General features: G+C 53.1%; 19 protein-coding genes. 14 read left to right on the top strand and 5 right to left on the bottom strand.

Features of this window, described 5'->3' with window-relative positions:
• Position 1 precedes the first annotated feature (1 nt).
• From atpB to FLS37_RS13145, 8 genes are all read left to right on the top strand, one after another.
• On the top strand, positions 2-799 hold the full coding sequence (gene atpB, locus FLS37_RS13180; protein WP_157670436.1) for a F0F1 ATP synthase subunit A: 798 nt from the start codon (positions 2-4) through the stop codon (positions 797-799).
• A 115-nt stretch (positions 800-914) separates the two neighbouring features.
• Positions 915-1181, top strand: a complete 267-nt coding sequence (atpE, locus tag FLS37_RS13175) for a F0F1 ATP synthase subunit C (protein WP_348946626.1) — start codon at positions 915-917, stop codon at positions 1179-1181.
• 33 nt (positions 1182-1214) lie between these two features.
• The gene (locus tag FLS37_RS13170; RefSeq protein WP_157670434.1) at positions 1215-1685 is read left to right on the top strand and encodes a F0F1 ATP synthase subunit B; all 471 of its coding nucleotides are present in this window, start codon (positions 1215-1217) and stop codon (positions 1683-1685) included.
• An 8-nt stretch (positions 1686-1693) separates the two neighbouring features.
• Positions 1694-2230, top strand: coding sequence for a F0F1 ATP synthase subunit delta (locus FLS37_RS13165; RefSeq protein ID WP_157670433.1), 537 nt, complete (start codon positions 1694-1696; stop codon positions 2228-2230).
• A gap of 8 nt (positions 2231-2238) precedes the next feature.
• The gene (gene atpA, locus FLS37_RS13160) at positions 2239-3780 is read left to right on the top strand and encodes a F0F1 ATP synthase subunit alpha (RefSeq protein ID WP_157670432.1); all 1542 of its coding nucleotides are present in this window, start codon (positions 2239-2241) and stop codon (positions 3778-3780) included.
• Positions 3781-3808: 28 nt separating this feature from the next.
• Positions 3809-4687 (top strand): F0F1 ATP synthase subunit gamma, encoded by an 879-nt coding sequence (gene atpG, locus FLS37_RS13155; protein ID WP_157670431.1) that lies wholly within the window; start codon positions 3809-3811, stop codon positions 4685-4687.
• Between the two features lie 35 nt (positions 4688-4722).
• On the top strand, positions 4723-6102 hold the full coding sequence (atpD, locus tag FLS37_RS13150) for a F0F1 ATP synthase subunit beta (protein ID WP_157670430.1): 1380 nt from the start codon (positions 4723-4725) through the stop codon (positions 6100-6102).
• A gap of 11 nt (positions 6103-6113) precedes the next feature.
• The gene (locus FLS37_RS13145; protein ID WP_157670429.1) at positions 6114-6542 is read left to right on the top strand and encodes a F0F1 ATP synthase subunit epsilon; all 429 of its coding nucleotides are present in this window, start codon (positions 6114-6116) and stop codon (positions 6540-6542) included.
• Between the two features lie 135 nt (positions 6543-6677).
• Here the strand turns inward: FLS37_RS13145 and FLS37_RS13140 are convergent, their stop codons facing one another.
• On the bottom strand, positions 6678-7178 hold the full coding sequence (locus FLS37_RS13140; protein ID WP_198314627.1) for a GNAT family N-acetyltransferase: 501 nt from the start codon (positions 7176-7178) through the stop codon (positions 6678-6680).
• A 107-nt stretch (positions 7179-7285) separates the two neighbouring features.
• Positions 7286-7546, bottom strand: coding sequence for an accessory factor UbiK family protein (locus FLS37_RS13135; RefSeq protein WP_157670428.1), 261 nt, complete (start codon positions 7544-7546; stop codon positions 7286-7288).
• A gap of 250 nt (positions 7547-7796) precedes the next feature.
• Between FLS37_RS13135 and glnK the strand changes: the two genes are divergently transcribed.
• The 3 genes from glnK (at position 7797) to FLS37_RS13120 (ending at position 11231) form a co-directional block, all read left to right on the top strand.
• Positions 7797-8135, top strand: a complete 339-nt coding sequence (gene glnK / locus FLS37_RS13130; RefSeq protein ID WP_157670427.1) for a P-II family nitrogen regulator — start codon at positions 7797-7799, stop codon at positions 8133-8135.
• 29 nt (positions 8136-8164) lie between these two features.
• A complete protein-coding gene (amt, locus tag FLS37_RS13125) occupies positions 8165-9490 on the top strand; it encodes an ammonium transporter (protein WP_157670426.1) in 1326 nt (441 codons plus the stop codon).
• 136 nt (positions 9491-9626) lie between these two features.
• A complete protein-coding gene (locus FLS37_RS13120; protein ID WP_157670425.1) occupies positions 9627-11231 on the top strand; it encodes a methyl-accepting chemotaxis protein in 1605 nt (534 codons plus the stop codon).
• Positions 11232-11588: 357 nt separating this feature from the next.
• Here the strand turns inward: FLS37_RS13120 and FLS37_RS13115 are convergent, their stop codons facing one another.
• From FLS37_RS13115 to FLS37_RS13105, 3 genes are read right to left on the bottom strand one after another with little or no spacing between them, the layout of a single operon-like run.
• Positions 11589-13049, bottom strand: coding sequence for a methyl-accepting chemotaxis protein (locus tag FLS37_RS13115; RefSeq protein ID WP_157670424.1), 1461 nt, complete (start codon positions 13047-13049; stop codon positions 11589-11591).
• Positions 13024-13542 (bottom strand): PAS domain-containing protein, encoded by a 519-nt coding sequence (locus FLS37_RS13110; RefSeq protein ID WP_157670423.1) that lies wholly within the window; start codon positions 13540-13542, stop codon positions 13024-13026. Before FLS37_RS13110 ends, FLS37_RS13115 begins: the two co-directional genes overlap by 26 nt.
• 12 nt (positions 13543-13554) lie before the next feature.
• The gene (locus tag FLS37_RS13105) at positions 13555-14853 is read right to left on the bottom strand and encodes an HD-GYP domain-containing protein (protein ID WP_198314626.1); all 1299 of its coding nucleotides are present in this window, start codon (positions 14851-14853) and stop codon (positions 13555-13557) included.
• A 200-nt stretch (positions 14854-15053) separates the two neighbouring features.
• Between FLS37_RS13105 and FLS37_RS13100 the strand changes: the two genes are divergently transcribed.
• The 3 genes from FLS37_RS13100 to FLS37_RS17165 all read left to right on the top strand — a co-directional run.
• Positions 15054-15458, top strand: a complete 405-nt coding sequence (locus tag FLS37_RS13100; RefSeq protein ID WP_157670421.1) for a carbohydrate-binding protein — start codon at positions 15054-15056, stop codon at positions 15456-15458.
• A 75-nt stretch (positions 15459-15533) separates the two neighbouring features.
• Positions 15534-16670 (top strand): glycerate kinase, encoded by a 1137-nt coding sequence (locus FLS37_RS13095; protein WP_157670420.1) that lies wholly within the window; start codon positions 15534-15536, stop codon positions 16668-16670.
• Between the two features lie 230 nt (positions 16671-16900).
• A partial coding sequence (locus tag FLS37_RS17165) for a transposase (RefSeq protein WP_157670412.1) occupies positions 16901-17101 on the top strand: 201 nt, incomplete at its 3' end.

The raw sequence follows: 17101 nt of genomic DNA, 5'->3' as shown, positions 1-17101 counted from the left end.
CATGGCACAAGATGCAACTAGTTATATCCAGCACCATTTGACCTTTGCCAAATCGGCCAGTGGCATCCATTTGGATACCTTCTGGGTTGCGCTGATTTTGGGTTTGTTGTTTGTCGGCGTTTTTGCTTATGTCGCCAACAAAGCTACCGCTGGCGTGCCAGGTCGTTTGCAAAACTTTGTCGAGCTGATTGTTGAAATGGTCGACAACCAGATCAAGGATGCTTTCCATGCAAAATCAAAAGTCATCGGCCCATTGAGCTTGACGATTTTTTGCTGGGTTTTCCTGATGAACTCAATGGACTTCTTGCCTGTTGATCTGCTGCCAATGGCGGCGCAATGGATTGGCTACACCTTCTTCGGTGCTGATCCTCATCACGTTTACTTGCGTGTTGTACCGACGGCTGACGTAAATCAGACTTTTGCAATGTCTTTGACTGTAATGCTGCTGATCATTGGTTTCTCGATATCTGCAAAGGGCTTGTTTGGCTGGATTAAAGAGTTGTTTACTGCGCCATTCCACGCCGATGGCTTGGTCATGACCATCATTCTGATGCCGGTGAACTTTGCTTTCCAGTTGATCGAATTAGCTGCTAAACCAATCTCTCTGGCGCTGCGTCTGTTCGGTAATATGTATGCCGGTGAGTTGATCTTCATCTTGATCGCCTTGCTGCCATGGTGGATCAACTGGGTGCTGGGCGCGCCTTGGGCGATCTTCCACATTCTGGTTGTAACGCTGCAGGCCTTTGTATTCATGATGCTGACCATCGTGTATCTGAGCTTGGCGGTAGAAGACCACTAAGATTTCTGTCCGTTGGCGTGTGTCGGTTGGGTGCACGACGTCGGACACAGTTTTACCCAACCTAGTAAATTTGATTTAACCCTTAGGAGTATCAAAAATGGCAACACCTGAAGTAATTGCTTCCGTACAAGGTATGACTGTAATCGCTGCTGCGATCATCATTGGTCTGGCTGCGATCGGTACCGCTCTCGGTTTCGCAATCCTCGGCGGTAAATTCCTCGAGTCTTCTGCTCGTCAACCAGAAATGATCCCAGTTTTGCAAACTAAACTGTTCATTATCGCTGGTCTGTTGGACGCGATCTCTATGATCGGCGTTGGTGTTGCGATGCTTTACACCTTCAACAACCCATTCCTTGCTGCCCTGACTGCTGCTGCTCAGTAATCATTTGATCAGCCTTTAAGGAGGACATTCAGCGTGGAATTTAATTCGTCTCTCATAGGTCAGATGATCACTTTCGCGATCCTGATCTGGTTCACGATGAAGTTTGTTTGGCCTCCGCTGACCAAGATGATGGATGAGCGCGCCAAGCGCATCGCTGATGGCTTGGCTGCGGCTGACCGTGCAAAGCAAGATCTTGAAAATGCTGAGAAAAAATCAGCAGACAAACTGCGTGAAGCGAAGCAACAGGCAGCCGAGATCATTGCTCAAGCGGAAAAGCGCGCTGCACAACTCGTCGATGAAGCCAAGAGCCATGCCAAAGTTGAAGGCGAACGCCTGATCGCTGGCGCTCAAGGTGAAATCGAGCAGCAAATTCAACATGCAAAAGAAACACTCCGTCAGCAAGTTGCCTCTTTGGCAGTCGCTGGTGCCGAGAAGATTCTGCAGCGCGAAGTAGACGCTGCCAAGCATGCTGAAATGCTGTCATCTATCAAAGCGGAATTGTAAGAACAGTCATGGCAGAACTTATAACCGTCGCTAGACCCTACGCTGAAGCGGTATTCCGCTTGGCCAAAGAGAGCAATACCTTGCCTCTGTGGTCGGACGTACTTGCCAACCTTGCGAGCATCGCAGGGAACAAGGATGCCCTTGACGTAGTGGCTAATCCAAAGTGTTCTGCTACTCAGGTTCAGGAGCTGTTGGTCGGGCTCCTGGGCGTTGATGCTAACGCAGAGGTTAAAAACTTCCTGGCAACAGTGATTGAAAACAGTCGCTTTACGGCCCTTCCGGCCGTAGCGGCTTTATTCGAAGAACTGAAAGCGGCAGACGAAGGTGTAGCGCAAGCGCATATCGAGTCTGCTTTTGCTGTGACTGATGCCCAACTGGCCGAACTGACGGCTACGCTCAATCAGCAACTCAAACGCAAGATCACAGCCGATGTTAGCGTAAACCCCGATTTGATCGGTGGTGTGAAAGTAACGATCGGTGATCTGGTTATTGATGCCTCAGTACGCGGCAAATTAACTGCTCTTGCAACGAGCCTGAAGAGTTAGGAGAAATCATGCAACTTAATCCGTCCGAAATCAGTGAACTGATTAAAGCTCGGATCCAGAATCTGCCGCAAGGCGCACAGGCCAGCACGACTGGTACTGTTGTGTCGGTAACTGACGGTATCGTGCGCGTGCACGGCCTGTCTGAAGTTATGCAAGGCGAGATGCTGGAATTCCCGGGTAATACCTTCGGCTTGGCGCTCAATCTGGAGCGTGATTCCGTAGGTGCCGTAATTCTGGGTGACTACAAACACATCGCCGAAGGCGATGAGGTTAAATGTACTGGCCGCATTCTGGAAGTTCCAGTCGGTCGTGAGCTGGTTGGCCGCGTAGTAAACGCTTTGGGTCAGCCTATCGATGGTAAAGGCCCACTGGGTACTACCGAATCAGCTCCGATTGAAAAAATTGCACCAGGCGTTATCGCCCGTCAATCTGTATCACAACCACTGCAAACCGGTATCAAATCAATCGATACTATGGTGCCAGTAGGTCGTGGTCAGCGTGAGTTGATCATTGGTGACCGTCAGACCGGCAAGACCGCCGTTGCTCTGGACGCGATCATCAACCAGAAGGGTACTGGTGTTACGTGTATCTACGTTGCGATTGGCCAGAAAGCATCTTCGATTGCGAACGTGGTTCGTAAACTCGAAGAGCACGGCGCTTTGGCTCATACCATCGTCGTTGCTGCTGCCGCTTCTGAATCAGCTGCGCTGCAATACATCGCTGCATACTCAGGTTGCACGATGGGTGAATTCTTCCGCGATCGCGGTGAAGACGCATTGATTGTTTACGATGATTTGTCTAAGCAAGCTGTTGCTTACCGTCAAATTTCGTTGCTGTTGCGTCGTCCACCAGGTCGTGAAGCCTTCCCTGGCGACGTATTCTATCTCCACTCTCGTCTGCTCGAGCGCGCTGCGCGTATCAACGCTGATGAAGTTGAGAAATTGACTAACGGCGCTGTGAAAGGCAAAACCGGTTCTTTGACTGCATTGCCTATCATTGAAACCCAAGCAGGTGACGTATCTGCATTCGTACCAACTAACGTAATTTCGATTACTGACGGTCAGATCTTCTTGGAAACTGACTTGTTCAACGCGGGTATTCGCCCAGCGATGAACGCGGGTATTTCGGTATCACGTGTAGGTGGCGCAGCGCAGACTAAAGTCATCAAGAAACTGGGTGGCGGTGTACGTCTGGCTCTGGCTCAGTACCGTGAATTGGCAGCATTTGCCCAGTTCGCGTCTGATCTGGACGAAGCGACTCGTAAACAGTTGGAAAACGGTAAGCTGGTCACTGAGTTGATGAAACAAGCTCAGTACAGCCCACTGAAAGTTGGCGAACTGGGCGTGACCCTGTTGCTGATCAACAAAGGCGTATTTGCTGATGTTGCAGTTGACCGTGCTCTGGCATTCGAAGCTGCTTTCCTGAGCCACCTCAAGGCAAACCACGCTGATGTATTGGCGCGCATCGATGAGAAAGGCGAACTTTCTTCTGATGATGAAGCTGCTGTACTGAAAGCTGCGGAATCCTTCAAGGCCGGCGCTGCTTACTGATTTGAGACGTAGATAAAAGGATCAGATCATGGCAGGCGGTAAAGAGATTCGTACCAAGATCAAAAGCGTAAAAAATACGCAGAAGATCACCCGCGCCATGGAAATGGTTGCTACGTCGAAAATGCGCAAGGCTCAGGAACGTATGAAAGCGGCCCGCCCTTACGGTGAAAAAATCCGTAATGTGGCCGCTCACCTGAGCCAAGCTCTTGTCGACTATCAGCACCCATATCTCCAAAAGCGCGAAACCGTCAAACGGGTTGGCCTGATTATGGTGACCTCGGACAAAGGCTTGTGTGGTGGTTTGAACACCAACTCGCTACGTCTGGCTTTCAATAATGTGAAAGAGTGGCATCAAAAAGGCGTTGAGACGGTTGTAACTGCAATCGGCAATAAAGGTTACGGGTTTATGAACCGAAACGGCGCGAAGGTTATTTCTTCGGTCGTAGGTTTGGGTGATACCCCGCACCTGGAACAGCTGATTGGCCCGATCAAAGTAATGATCGATGCTTATATCGCTGGTGAAGTGGATGAAGTTCATATCGCTTACACCCGTTTCGTCAATACGATGAAACAAGAACCAGTGCTAGAGCAATTGTTGCCACTTGCGAGCGAAACATTTGAGCCGGCACAAAAGCCTGCGCGTACTCATAACTGGGAATACCTGTATGAGCCAGATGCGAAAACTGTGATTGATGACTTGATGAACCGCTATATCGAAGCACTGGTATACCAGTCCGTAGCGGAAAACATGGCATCTGAAAATGCAGCTCGTATGGTCGCAATGAAGGCCGCAACCGATAACGCTGACAAGGTGATCGGCTCCCTGCAACTGCTGTACAACAAAACGCGTCAAGCTGCGATTACGAAAGAACTTTCGGAAATCGTATCTGGTGCAGCAGCAGTTTAATGGGCCCTGACGGATTAACTGGATTAGGAAAAACGATGAGCCAAGGTAAAATCGTACAAATCATTGGACCAGTTGTTGACGTGCAATTTCCACGCGACAACCTGCCCAAGGTGTATGACGCGCTCAAACTGGTCGACATCGATCTGACGCTGGAAGTTCAGCAGCAGCTCGGCGACGGCGTAGTGCGCGCCATTGCCATGGGTACTACCGATGGTATTAAACGTGGTACTAGCGTAAACAACACTGGCGCACCAATTTCGGTGCCAGTAGGTAAAGCCACGCTAGGCCGTATTATGGATGTATTGGGTAACCCAATCGACGAAGCTGGTCCTGTGAACGCTGAGGCAACTCGCGCTATTCACCAGACTGCGCCTAAGTTCGATGAGTTGAACCAAAGCATTGACCTTTTGGAAACAGGTATCAAGGTAATTGACTTGGTATGCCCGTTTGCGAAGGGTGGTAAAGTGGGTCTGTTCGGTGGTGCCGGTGTAGGCAAAACCGTCAACATGATGGAATTGATCAACAACATCGCTAAAGCGCACAGCGGTTTGTCTGTGTTCGCTGGTGTAGGTGAGCGTACTCGTGAGGGTAACGACTTCTACCACGAAATGAAGGACTCTAACGTTCTTGATAAAGTGGCGATGGTTTATGGTCAGATGAATGAGCCTCCTGGCAACCGTTTGCGCGTAGCGCTGACGGGTTTGTCAATCGCGGAACACTTCCGTGACGAAGGCCGTGACATCCTGTTCTTCGTAGACAACATCTACCGTTACACACTGGCCGGTACTGAAGTTTCCGCTCTGTTGGGCCGTATGCCTTCAGCGGTAGGTTACCAGCCAACACTGGCTGAAGAGATGGGTGCTCTGCAAGAGCGTATCACTTCAACCAAAACAGGTTCGATTACCTCGATTCAAGCGGTATACGTACCTGCGGATGACTTGACTGACCCGTCTCCAGCGACCACCTTCGCTCACTTGGATGCGACCGTGGTATTGAGCCGTGATATTGCGTCTCTGGGTATCTACCCTGCGGTAGATCCACTGGATTCGACTTCACGTCAGCTGGACCCACAAGTGGTTGGTGAAGAGCACTACACGGTTGCCCGTGGTGTTCAGTCTACGCTGCAAAAGTACAAAGAATTGCAAGACATTATCGCGATTCTGGGTATGGACGAGTTGTCTCCAGAAGACAAACTGGCCGTATCACGTGCTCGTAAGATCCAGCGTTTCTTGTCTCAGCCGTTCCACGTGGCCGAAGTGTTCACGGGTTCTCCAGGCAAGTACGTTCCGCTCAAAGAAACCCTCAAGGGCTTCAAGGGCATCTTGAATGGCGATTACGATCACCTCCCAGAGCAGGCCTTCTACATGGTTGGCGGCATCGAAGAAGCGATCGAAAAAGCCAAATCGATGCAATAAGGGGTTAAGCAATGGCCATGACCATGCATGTGGACGTAGTTAGCGCTGAAGAGCTGATCTACTCTGGTGTCGCTGAGTTTGTTTCAGCGCCAGCCGACAAGGGTGAGATCGGTATTTTGCCGCGGCACGCACCGCTGTTGACCCGCATTCGCCCGGGCGCGATCCGTATCAAGATCGCGAACTCGAACGAAGATGATGTCATCCTGTTTGTTTCAGGCGGCATGCTCGAAGTTCAGCCGGATGGGGTAACGGTATTGGCCGACACTGCGATTCGTGGTGCAGACATCGATGAAGCCAAAGCGCAGGAAGCTAAGCGCAAGGCCGAGGAAGCGTTGAAAAACCACGCTTCCACGATGGATTTTGCCATGGCGCAGGCCGAATTGGTCGAAGCAGTTGCAAAACTTGCTGTCATCGACAAGATCAAACGGCGCGGCCACTAATCATCGTTCTGCGATGGTTTTGCACTAAAAAACCAGCCCTCGGGCTGGTTTTTTTACGTCTGTCACTTGGTTGGGTATATCGCTGTGGGCAAGGTTGTGATTGCCCTGTAGTGCTATACCCTCTATTGCTAGGTGTTAGGCTAGTTTGCGCACAAAGTGCAAATGCCCCATTTCGCGAACATAGCCCATTTTCTGATACAGGCGATGCGCCGGGACATTTTCCGGTGAGGTTTCCATCGTTAGAATCGCCACGCCAGTGGCTTTGGCTTCGCGTTCAACTTGCGCCAGTAGTGCCTCGCCAATCTGCTGGCCACGATTGTCGGGTAGGACAAACAGATCATTAAGCACCCAGCAGCGGCAGAGTGCCATTGACGAAAAGCTAACATAAACCTGGGCAAATCCAATCGCCTTGCCTTGTGCATCGCGGGCCAGGTACAGACGTGAATCACCAACGGCCAGGCGCTCGGCCAGAAAAGAGCGTGCTTCTTCGCTACTTTGCGAGTGATTGGCGTACTGCGGAGCATGATCGATATAAAACTGGCGATAGGCGCTAAACAGCGGTGCCAGATCATCCAGATCCAGAATGCTGGCATGGGTAATGGCAAAACGGGTTTCAGGCAGGGTATGGGCAAGCACAGCTTTCTCTTTCTTGTGGTATCAGGTTACTTAATGTTACAAAAAAACCGAGCGCAAGGCTCGGTTTTCATCGTGCTTGTTGTAATTCACCAAGCAACACTACATGTTCAGATTCCGTCTTGCGGGTTATTCATTTGCAAGCGCGCTTCCAGATCGGCGACGCGCGCCTCCAGCTGGGTCACCGTCTCGCGCGTGCGGGCCAGCACTTCCTGCTGAATCTCGAATTCTTCGCGTGTCACCAGATCAAGCTTGTTAAACGCGCTTCCCATCATGGCGCGCACGTTTTTTTCCATATCTTTGGCGGGGCTGGCGGCAATCGCATCGGAAATCTTGCCAGCGATTTCATCAAAAAATTTATCTTTCAGCATAGGGTGCTCCTTGCGTGAGTCGGGGGTGGCTTAGCTATGAGTTTAGCAGATGCCATTTAGTTTCAATGCGCTTGATGCGTGCACTAATTAAGTGCGGCGCGGTTTTTTGCCGTCATCAGCCTGTATCAAACTAGTGCGAACCTGTCAGGCTTGAGCGCTATCATGCTGATTTTTATTGCATAAATAAACTGGCATGCTTAGTGCTAAGAGTTCATCGTCAAAAAATGATTTCCTAGCCAAGGAGCAAACCATGAAATTTGTTACCGCAATCATTAAGCCTTTCAAGCTCGATGAAGTTCGCGAAGCTTTGTCCGAGATTGGCGTACAAGGCCTGACCGTGACCGAAGTGAAAGGCTTTGGTCGCCAGAAAGGGCACACCGAGCTATATCGCGGTGCCGAATACGTTGTCGATTTTCTGCCCAAAGTAAAAATCGAAATCGCCATTGCTGACGAGCTGCTCGATCAGGCGATTGAAGCGATTGAAAAAGCGGCGCATACCGGCAAGATTGGCGATGGCAAGATTTTTGTCTTCGATCTGGCCCATATCGTGCGCATCCGCACCAGCGAAACCGGCGAAGCCGCGATTTAATACCAACGCATTTTTCGGAGCATACTGAAATGAAAAAAATGACTTCTTTGCTTGCTGCCTTGGGCACGGCTTGTGCCTCAGGTGCAGTCTGGGCTGTAGATGCATCAGCAGTGGCCACTGCGCCGGTGTTGAGCAAGGCAGATAACGCCTGGATTCTGGTTTGTGCCGCTTTGGTGGTATTGATGAGTATCCCCGGGTTGGCTTTGTTTTATGGTGGTCTGGTGCGCACCAAAAACATGCTTTCGATTCTGGCTCAGGTCTTTGTTGTATTTGCAATGATCTCGGTGCTTTGGGTTTTATTCGGCTATAGCTTGGCATTCACGTCAGGCAACGCGTTCATTGGTGGATTTAGCAAGGTGTTGCTGGCAGGTATAGCGCCTGACACCTTGGCTGACACATTCACTGCAGATGTGAAAATCAGCGAGCTGACATTCGTTGTTTTCCAAGGTGCGTTTGCTGCTATTACTGCGGCACTGATTGTGGGCGCTTTCGCCGAACGTGTGAAATTCAGTGCTGTACTGGTGTTTACTGCCTTGTGGTTTACTTTCTCGTACACGCCGATTGCCCATATGGTTTGGTTTGCAGAAGGCCTGCTCTTTAAGGATGGTGCGCTTGATTTTGCTGGTGGCACGGTAGTGCATATTAATGCTGCTGTAGCTGGTTTGGTTGGTGCCTACTTTGTTGGAAAGCGAATTGGCTATGGTCGCGAGGCAATGACACCACATAGTCTGACCATGACCATGATTGGTGCTGCGTTACTGTGGTTTGGTTGGTTTGGTTTCAACGCGGGCTCTGCTCTGGAAGCCAATGGTGTTGCAGCACTTGCGTTTGTAAATACCTGGGTGGCAACCGCCGCTGCAACCCTATCTTGGCTTGTGGCTGAATGGATGATAAAAGGCAAGCCATCGTTGCTGGGGGCGGTTTCTGGTGCAGTAGCGGGCTTGGTGACTATTACTCCGGCCGCAGGTCTGGTGGGTGTCGGTGGTGCAATGCTGATGGGCTTGCTAGGTGGTGTTGTTGGCCTTTGGGGGGTTCACAGCCTGAAACGCCTACTGAATGTCGATGATTCATTGGATGTTTTTGGTATCCACGGTGTGTGCGGCATTGTTGGCGCTATTCTGACTGGTGTGTTTGCAGCGCCTGCTTTGGGCGGGATGGGGGCAGCCGAATTCGATATGCTGGCACAAGTGAAAATTCAAACTCTCAGTGTTTTGATTACCATCGTATGGTCAGGTGTTGTATCAGCAATCTTGTTTGCCATTCTGAAATCAACGATCGGGATTCGCGTGAAAGAAGACGAAGAGCGCGAAGGTCTGGATGTAACCAGCCATGGCGAGAAAGCCTACAACCTGTAATTGGTTTGAAGTGTTCCTGTGTACTTGTAAACCAAGTGCAATTGATAAGCCCACCTTCTGGTGGGCTTTTTTTCGGCAAGCTGTCTGTAATTTGCTAGATTGGTAGCTCTGTTTTGCATCCATGCCGAGTAGAGCCATGAAACATATTCAAATCAAGCAATGGCTATTGATTCTGGCTTTGACGGTGGTCGCCGGTCTAGTGGCATTAGCTGCTAACTCATGGCTTAGCCACCGTGATATTTCCCGGCAAGTCGGTCTTGCCGGGCAATTGGCCTATCAAAGCAATCTCTTAGGCCAGCTGCGCAGCCAAGTGATCGAGATTACGCTGATTGCCATGGATAATATTGTCGACAAGGAAGAAGGCAAGGTTCATCCCGAACGGATTGCCGAATCCGACAAGCTCAGCCAAAGCATTGAAGCGGCAATTGCCGGTGTGGACGATCCGGCGCTCAAGGCAGAGATTTCCGCGCAATTCGCCCAGCTCAAACAAGGTGCCGTTGTCGAACTGCCCAAAGTGATCGAAGCGCGTGCCGATGAAACCACGTTTGCCGCGATGGACGACAAAATCGATGGTGCAGCCACCAAGCTGGCCAAATTGATCGAAGAGGCCGATGCCAAGGCGCAGACGGCTTTCGATACTGCTTTGCAGCAGCAGGATCAGGTGCTGGATGATTCAACCCAACAGATGCTGATTTTGTTCCTGCTCGTCGGCGTGGTGGTTTGCGTCGCTTTATGGTGGATTGCCCGCCAGATTTATTTGCCACTCGAAATCGAGCCGCAGTCCTTGCGCGAGCTGGTGAGCAAAATTGGTGCAGGTGATTTGAGCCAGCCTATTCCTTATCAGAATCGTGAATCAGTGCTGGCGGGTGTCAGCCTGATGCAGCAGGAATTGCAGCAGGTGGTGAAAGCCATCCGCAATGTCTCCGAGCAATTGGGGCAATCGGCGGGCGGGCAAACCGAGCGAGTACAACATTTACGCGCCCGCGCCCAGACCATGCGGCAGGCCGTGGACGGCATTCAGGATAGTGTTTCGCAGACCAATAACGGCCTGGCTCAGATGACAACGAGTACCCATGTGGCGATTGATCTGGCGCGCGAGGCTGGATTGCGCGCCTCGGATGGTATTGCACGGGTCAAATCGGTGGCTGGCAGCATTCAGGTGCTGGCAGGCGGGATTAATCAGGCGGCGTCTGCGGTGCAAGAGCTGGGCGATCAAACCGAGTCGATTTCCAGTCTGGTCATCAGTATTCGCGAGATTGCCGATCAGACTAATTTGCTGGCGCTGAACGCTGCGATTGAGGCCGCCCGAGCCGGTGAGCAGGGGCGTGGTTTTGCTGTGGTTGCAGATGAAGTGCGCAAACTGGCCGAGCGTACGACTCAGGCAACGCAGGATATTGTTTCGGCAATCAGCAATATTCGCGGCCAGACCGCGCAGGTGGTCGGCGGCATGACACAGAATGTCGCGCTGGCCGATCAAGGCCTGCAACAGACCCAGGTGGCTCAAGACAGCATGTCGCTGATTGTCGATAGCAGCCAGAATGTGGTGAATGCGGTTGACGAGCTATTGGCCGTGATGGGGATTCAGAGCGAACAAAGCGTCGCGGTGACCCGCCATCTGGATGAAATTGATCGCAGTTCGCAGGAAAATCTGACTGTTTTCGGTTCGGCTGCCGATCAATCTCAAGCCCTGAGCCAGCAAGCCCGCGAGCTGGCACAAACCGTGGCCAAGTTCAAAGTTTGAACGCGTAGTAATTATTTGGTCATGTTCAGATTACGTGTTGATGGCTTTTTGAGCCGTGGAATCGCTTTTGTCCCCTCCCTTGACGGGAGGTGGCTAGGGTGAGGGTGATAGGTTGAATTGATCGTCAAATCAAGCATTTCAACCCCCATCCCAACCTTCCCTCATCAAGAGGGAAGGGGCTACTTCAGCTCATTTTCAATCATATCAACACCAAAGCTGAACATCGCCAATTATGGATGGGTATATTACTGTAGCCATTTCTTAATATGATCTGCAGCAATATACCCATCGCTGTCTGATTGAATCATCAGTTATGTCGCGGCCTCAATGCTGCTCGGCCTGCAGCGTGGATAGACCCTAGCGCTGCTGATGCTTTTGCTCGACCAGCTGGTCGAGTAATTGAAACAGCGACTGGCTGGCATTTTCGGCGCTGATAAATTGACGCTGGATCTGCTGTTGCAAACCGGTGTCATCCGGCCAATTGTGCGCGGCCAGCGCGACAATCTGGTGCATGGTCTGATAAAGCTGCTGCTGTGGCATGGCCAATTCACGGAATGCGGCGTATTGATTGTAATCGCGCAGCTCGTTCACGCTGGCGTACCAGCGGCCAAACACGCTGTCTGTGGCCTGCATCTGCAAGGTTTGCTGCGCTTTGCGCGCCAGATCGCCGCCCATGATATTGATATAGCCATTCTGTTTGAAGTACAGAATCTCCACCTTGGCCTGCGAGGCATGGCAGACGTCCTGCACATAGGCAATGCGTTGCAAAGCCTGTTTGGCGCGCAGCTCGCTGCTCTGGAAACGCTGCTCGATGCCGCTCACATGTTCGCCTGATTCATGTGCCATTTCGCGCATGCTGCCGCTCACCCGGCTAATGCTGCCCGCTTTTTCCTGTAAGGCCGTCATCACCGCGCCAATTTCGCTCGACGCAGCCTTGCTGCGTTCGGCCAATTTGCGTACTTCGTCGGCAACCACCGCAAAGCCGCGCCCCTGCTCGCCAGCGCGCGCAGCTTCAATTGCGGCGTTGAGCGCCAGTAAATTGGTCTGATCCGATAAATCGGCAATCATATTGACCGACGAGCTGACTTTGGCGGCCAGCGCACCAAAGCCATCAACGGCAGCGCTGGTGTCGTCAATATGCCCAATGATGGCCAGCAGCGTATTGATCAGCTGTACCACTTGCGCCCGGCTGTCTTCGGCATCGGCCACATTCTGGCTCGATAGCCCTGCCAGCTCGTCGGTGGCGCTGGCGATGCCGACCATATCGCCCTGCGTCATTTCCAGATTGGCGAGCAGATTGCGGGTGTTGAGCTCACCCAGCTGCGAGAGCAAGCCGTTACGGCGCTCCTGCACTGCGTTTTTTTCCAGCACGATCAGCGACTGATTGGTGCGATCCAGCGAGTCCCGAAAGACGCCGTGCAGACCCACGGGCTGCGCCTTGCGGAAAAAACGCCCCTGGCTGGCCATTTGCAGTGCGGTTTGCTGCTCGCGAAAGCAGGCTTCCAGCTGATCGAGCATATCGTTGATCGCCCAGCTGATGCGGCCAAATTCATCGGTATTGGAAATATGCAAAATCCGCCCGCCGACTTGTCCGGCGGCCACATCACTGGCCACGCGCTCCAGCTGCTGCAATAGCGCCAGATCGGCACGCGATCTCATCACATAAAGATGGCCGCAGACGATGCCCGCCAGCAGAAGCAGCAAGGACCAGCTGTTAAAGCCATGCAGATACCAGGACAGCAAAAAATGCAGGCCCAGCAGGCTGCACAGGAAAATCACGACCAGCGTCACCCTAGAGTGAAAGGACAAGTTCTTCATAGCTCACCCCTTGTTGTTGCAGTACCGAGTTCAGCAGCGCCAGCGAAGCATTGCAGGCGTCGCGCGGGCCTGCAGCCTGTTCGGCGGCCAGCATTTGCTGGTATAAACCCGTGCAGGTATCCACCGCTGAGCGTTTCGGGCAGCGGCGTACAGACAGATACCCAATGATATTGCCTTGCGCATCGTAATCCGGCGTGACATTGGCCAACACCCAGTAAAAGCTACCATCCTTGGCCATGTTTTTAACGTAGGCAAACACTTCCTGCCCGCTGGCGATGGTGTCCCATAGGTATTTGAACACCCCGCGCGGCATGTCGGGGTGGCGAATGATATTGTGCTGCGCGCCCAGCAGTTCGTGCTCGGTATAGCCGGAGTACTCGATGAAAATGCGGTTGCCGTAGGTAATCCGCCCCTTGGTATCGGTTTTGGAGACGATAAAATCATTTTCGCGCATGATTTTTTCGTGTTGCGTCGGGGTAATTCGGTTTTTCATGGTGAGCTCGCCTTATGCCTGTGTGGCCAGTTGCCAGAATTCGATCAGATCCATGCCTTCCTGATTTTGCGCACGAACCCGCGCGGTTTCCACGTCGCTCAGATTGGCCTTTAGCGTGGCAATCACCTGCGGATCGAGTTTGCCTTGCTGCGCCAGCTCATGCAGGCTGTCGAGCACAGCGATCGGGCTGAGTCCGGGGCGATATGGCCGATCTTCGGTCAGCGCAGTGTAGACGTCGGCCACCGCCATAATGCGCGAGCCCAAAGTCAGCTCGGCTCCGGTGCGATGGTAAGGGTAGCCGCTGCCATCGAGCCGTTCGTGATGGCATGCCGCCCATTCGGCGACGTCTTCCAGCCCCTTGATTGCGCCCAGAATATCCAGTGTCAGATAGCTGTGCGAGCGAACCCGGGCCATTTCCTGCTCACCCAGCGCGCCTTGGCGCTCGATGTATTCGCTGGGAATCGCCAGTTTGCCCAGATCGTGCAAATAGCCCGCCATCCGGATTTTGATGCATTCCTGTTCGCTCATTTGCAAATGCCGGGCAATGGTTTCGGCGGTGATGGCCACACCCACCGAGTGCGTGGCCGTAAAATGGCTGCGCGAATCAATCACCAGGGCAAAAAACTGGGCAAACTGCAGCATCTGCTCCAGATCCAGGTCGATATTATCGAATGGCGCCAGATCCATCAGAATGCGATCCAGATTGCGCGAAAAAATATCCAGCCAGAAGCTTTCCTGCTGCGCGGTTTTGCAAAATGCCTCGACAAATAGCGGGTGAAATTTGCTGCCACTAGCGTCGCAAATCTGCTCGACAATGCCAGGGGCCGCGCCAAGGATATTGTCTTGCCCCTGCGCCAGCACCTCGATGCGGTCGGCCAGATAAATCAGGTGGCTCATCAAGGGCACTGTTTCGCCCTCAAACCAGGCGCCCGCGCCGTAATTCCACTGTATATGGTGGTGGCGTACCAGCGCGGCGTAGCGGTCAAAGCCCGGAAAGCGCGATAACAAGAGTGCGCCCAGATGCGCATGGGCGTGCGCGTCGTGCTCTTCAAAATCCAGCAGGGCGAGCCGGTCTTGCAGGCCAATTGCGCCAATATCATGAAAAATGGCCGCGCCAAACACATCCTGATAATCGCTGTCGTTCAGTGCCATATTGCGGGCAATTTGCGCGGCGATCAGGCAGGTGCGCTTCTGGTGCGAGCCCAGCGCCGGATCGAGCAGGTCAAGCGCGGTCGATAGTGCGCAGACCATGTCGAACAGGTGAATCCGGAAGGTTGAAAGCGCATCGATTCTGACTTGATGATTGTACATAGCCATCCTGATTAGAGCTGAATGTTTACTCTGCGCTTCAGTATAGGCTGAGGAAATCGATCAATACCGCATAGCTGCAAAAATGCAGCCCTGCGCGTAAAGCGGGCAGTGAATATTGCCGCTACGCTTGTGAGCCTGATCATCCGCCGCCACTCAAATCGCTGCGATACTGTTGGCATCCAATGGCGGGGGAAAATGGCATGATGAAAAAATGGGGTCTGGGTTTGCTGGCTGTGCTTTTAAGTGTCTCGGCGTGGGCCAGCCCTGATTGGCGTGAAGGCTTGTATTACCCGCAAGGCGCGCGCGTTTTTTATCTGGGGCAGAGCTATGAAGCACTGCAAAGCCATCGGGCGGTGAAGGGCGCCAACTGGAATCCTGAAGCCGCCGCCGCGCTGTGGCGCAAAACGGATGAATCCAGCCACGGCGCAGGCGATGGCCAGTGGCGTGAAGGGCGGCATTACAGTGTCGGCGAAATAAGCCGCTATCGTGGCCATACCTACCGCTGCCTGCAAAACCACAAAGCCGAGAAAGGCGCAGGCTGGAATCCCGAGCGCGCGCCCAGCTTGTGGGAGAAAGTCAGCCACAATCCGGGTTGGCATCATTAATGTGCTAATGGGTATATGCTTGTAGATCAAATAATATAGTGGCTGTGGCTATATACCTCGTATTGTTGGGTGAGAATGAAAAAAATCGTGATTGCGCCGGATTCATTTAAAGAATCGCTCAGCGCCCGGCAAGTGGCGCAGATGATTGCCGATGCTTTTCGCTCGGTGCTGCCTGCGGTGGAGATTGTGGCGATTCCGCTGGCCGACGGCGGCGAAGGCACGCTGGCGGCATTGATCGACGCCACAGGCGGGCAGTTCCGCTCTGCCACGGTGCACGACCCCTTGGGTGATCCGCTGCTCGCGCACTGGGGTTTGCTCGGTGACGGCAAAACGGCGGTGATCGAAATGGCCGCCGCCAGCGGATTGGCGTTGATCGCGCCGCAGCGGCGCAATCCATTATTGAGCTGCAGCGCTGGCACGGGTGAATTGATCAAAGCCGCGCTGGACGCGGGTATGCGGCATTTTATTCTGGCGATTGGCGGCTCGGCGACCAATGACGGGGGCGCGGGGATGCTGCGGGCGCTGGGTGTGCACTTGCTCGATGCCGCTGGCAAAGCGCTGCCTGCCGGTGGTGCGGCGCTGGCGCAGCTCAGCCGGATTGATCTAAGTGGTCTTGATCCGCGTCTGGCGGACTGCCAGTTTGAGGTGGCCTGCGATGTGGACAACCCGCTGACTGGCAGTCAGGGCGCTTCGGCGATTTTTGGCCCGCAAAAAGGTGCAAGCCTGGCGATGGTCGCCCAGCTGGACGCTGCATTAAGCCATTACGCCAGCATCATCCGCCAGCAAATGGGCATTGATATTGAGCACCACGCCGGGGCGGGTGCTGCGGGTGGCATGGGCGCGGCGGCGCTTGCGTTTTTCAATGCCCGCCTGCGGCGCGGCGTTGAGATTGTGCTGGATGCCAGCGCTCTGGCGCAGCACCTAGCCGACGCTGATCTGGTGATTACCGGCGAAGGCCGTCTGGATGGGCAGACGGTGTTTGGCAAAACACCGCTGGGTGTGGCGCAACTGGCCAAGCAGTTTGGCCTGCCGGTCATTGCCATTGGCGGCTGCCTGCGTGAAGACGTCGATCAGTTGTACGCGCATGGGATTGATGCGGTGTTTTCCTGCATACATAAGCCGATGACGCAGGACGAGGCGCTAAGCCATGCCAGCGACAATCTGCAGCGCGTGGCGCGCAATATTGCGGCGCTGATCGCCATCTCGTCTTGAAGTTCGATGTTGATACCTTGCCAGCAATGCGATGGTCTGTGCTGCCAGGTATGAAAAAAGCCTCGCTAAAAGCGAGGCGGGATCAATTCAGTGCTAAACCAAAAGTTCTCATGCATCGCTATCTAGACTTGTCGTACTACTTGTACTGATTGCCTTTGGCTCAGTGCCTTGCCTGAAAACGCTGTAAGCATCCAGCTGGCCCACATTGAATAGCCGTATTGCTCCTTGAGATGATCGTGTCCACGATAAACTTAGGTGGACACATGGACGCTATACTCCCACTTCAATCAACACCCAGTAGAGCTCGTCGCAAGCACAGCCCCGAGTTTAAGGCCGCTGTGCTGGCAGCTTGTCACCAACCCGGTGTTTCAGTCGCAGTCATCGCGCGCCAATATGACCTCAACGATAACATCGTACATAAATGGTTGGCC

Origin of the sequence: Chitinibacter sp. GC72, assembly GCF_009760905.1 — a bacterium.
GTDB lineage: Bacteria > Pseudomonadota > Gammaproteobacteria > Burkholderiales > Chitinibacteraceae > Chitinibacter.
Note: the sequence above shows the minus strand (reverse complement) of the source record. Positions and strands in the feature narration are given on the sequence as shown.

What these genes read in the sequence shown, in the direction of transcription:
- atpB (WP_157670436.1), top strand. Translation starts at nt 2, where the DNA reads ATGGCACAAGATGCAACTAGTTATATCCAGCACCATTTGACCTTTGCC.
- FLS37_RS13165 (WP_157670433.1), top strand. Translation starts at nt 1,694, where the DNA reads ATGGCAGAACTTATAACCGTCGCTAGACCCTACGCTGAAGCGGTATTC.
- atpA (WP_157670432.1), top strand. Translation starts at nt 2,239, where the DNA reads ATGCAACTTAATCCGTCCGAAATCAGTGAACTGATTAAAGCTCGGATC.
- atpG (WP_157670431.1), top strand. Translation starts at nt 3,809, where the DNA reads ATGGCAGGCGGTAAAGAGATTCGTACCAAGATCAAAAGCGTAAAAAAT.
- atpD (WP_157670430.1), top strand. Translation starts at nt 4,723, where the DNA reads ATGAGCCAAGGTAAAATCGTACAAATCATTGGACCAGTTGTTGACGTG.
- FLS37_RS13145 (WP_157670429.1), top strand. Translation starts at nt 6,114, where the DNA reads ATGGCCATGACCATGCATGTGGACGTAGTTAGCGCTGAAGAGCTGATC.
- FLS37_RS13135 (WP_157670428.1), bottom strand. Translation starts at nt 7,546, where the DNA reads ATGCTGAAAGATAAATTTTTTGATGAAATCGCTGGCAAGATTTCCGAT.
- glnK (WP_157670427.1), top strand. Translation starts at nt 7,797, where the DNA reads ATGAAATTTGTTACCGCAATCATTAAGCCTTTCAAGCTCGATGAAGTT.
- amt (WP_157670426.1), top strand. Translation starts at nt 8,165, where the DNA reads ATGAAAAAAATGACTTCTTTGCTTGCTGCCTTGGGCACGGCTTGTGCC.
- FLS37_RS13120 (WP_157670425.1), top strand. Translation starts at nt 9,627, where the DNA reads ATGAAACATATTCAAATCAAGCAATGGCTATTGATTCTGGCTTTGACG.
- FLS37_RS13115 (WP_157670424.1), bottom strand. Translation starts at nt 13,049, where the DNA reads ATGAAGAACTTGTCCTTTCACTCTAGGGTGACGCTGGTCGTGATTTTC.
- FLS37_RS13110 (WP_157670423.1), bottom strand. Translation starts at nt 13,542, where the DNA reads ATGAAAAACCGAATTACCCCGACGCAACACGAAAAAATCATGCGCGAA.
- FLS37_RS13105 (WP_198314626.1), bottom strand. Translation starts at nt 14,853, where the DNA reads ATGTACAATCATCAAGTCAGAATCGATGCGCTTTCAACCTTCCGGATT.
- FLS37_RS13100 (WP_157670421.1), top strand. Translation starts at nt 15,054, where the DNA reads ATGATGAAAAAATGGGGTCTGGGTTTGCTGGCTGTGCTTTTAAGTGTC.
- FLS37_RS13095 (WP_157670420.1), top strand. Translation starts at nt 15,534, where the DNA reads ATGAAAAAAATCGTGATTGCGCCGGATTCATTTAAAGAATCGCTCAGC.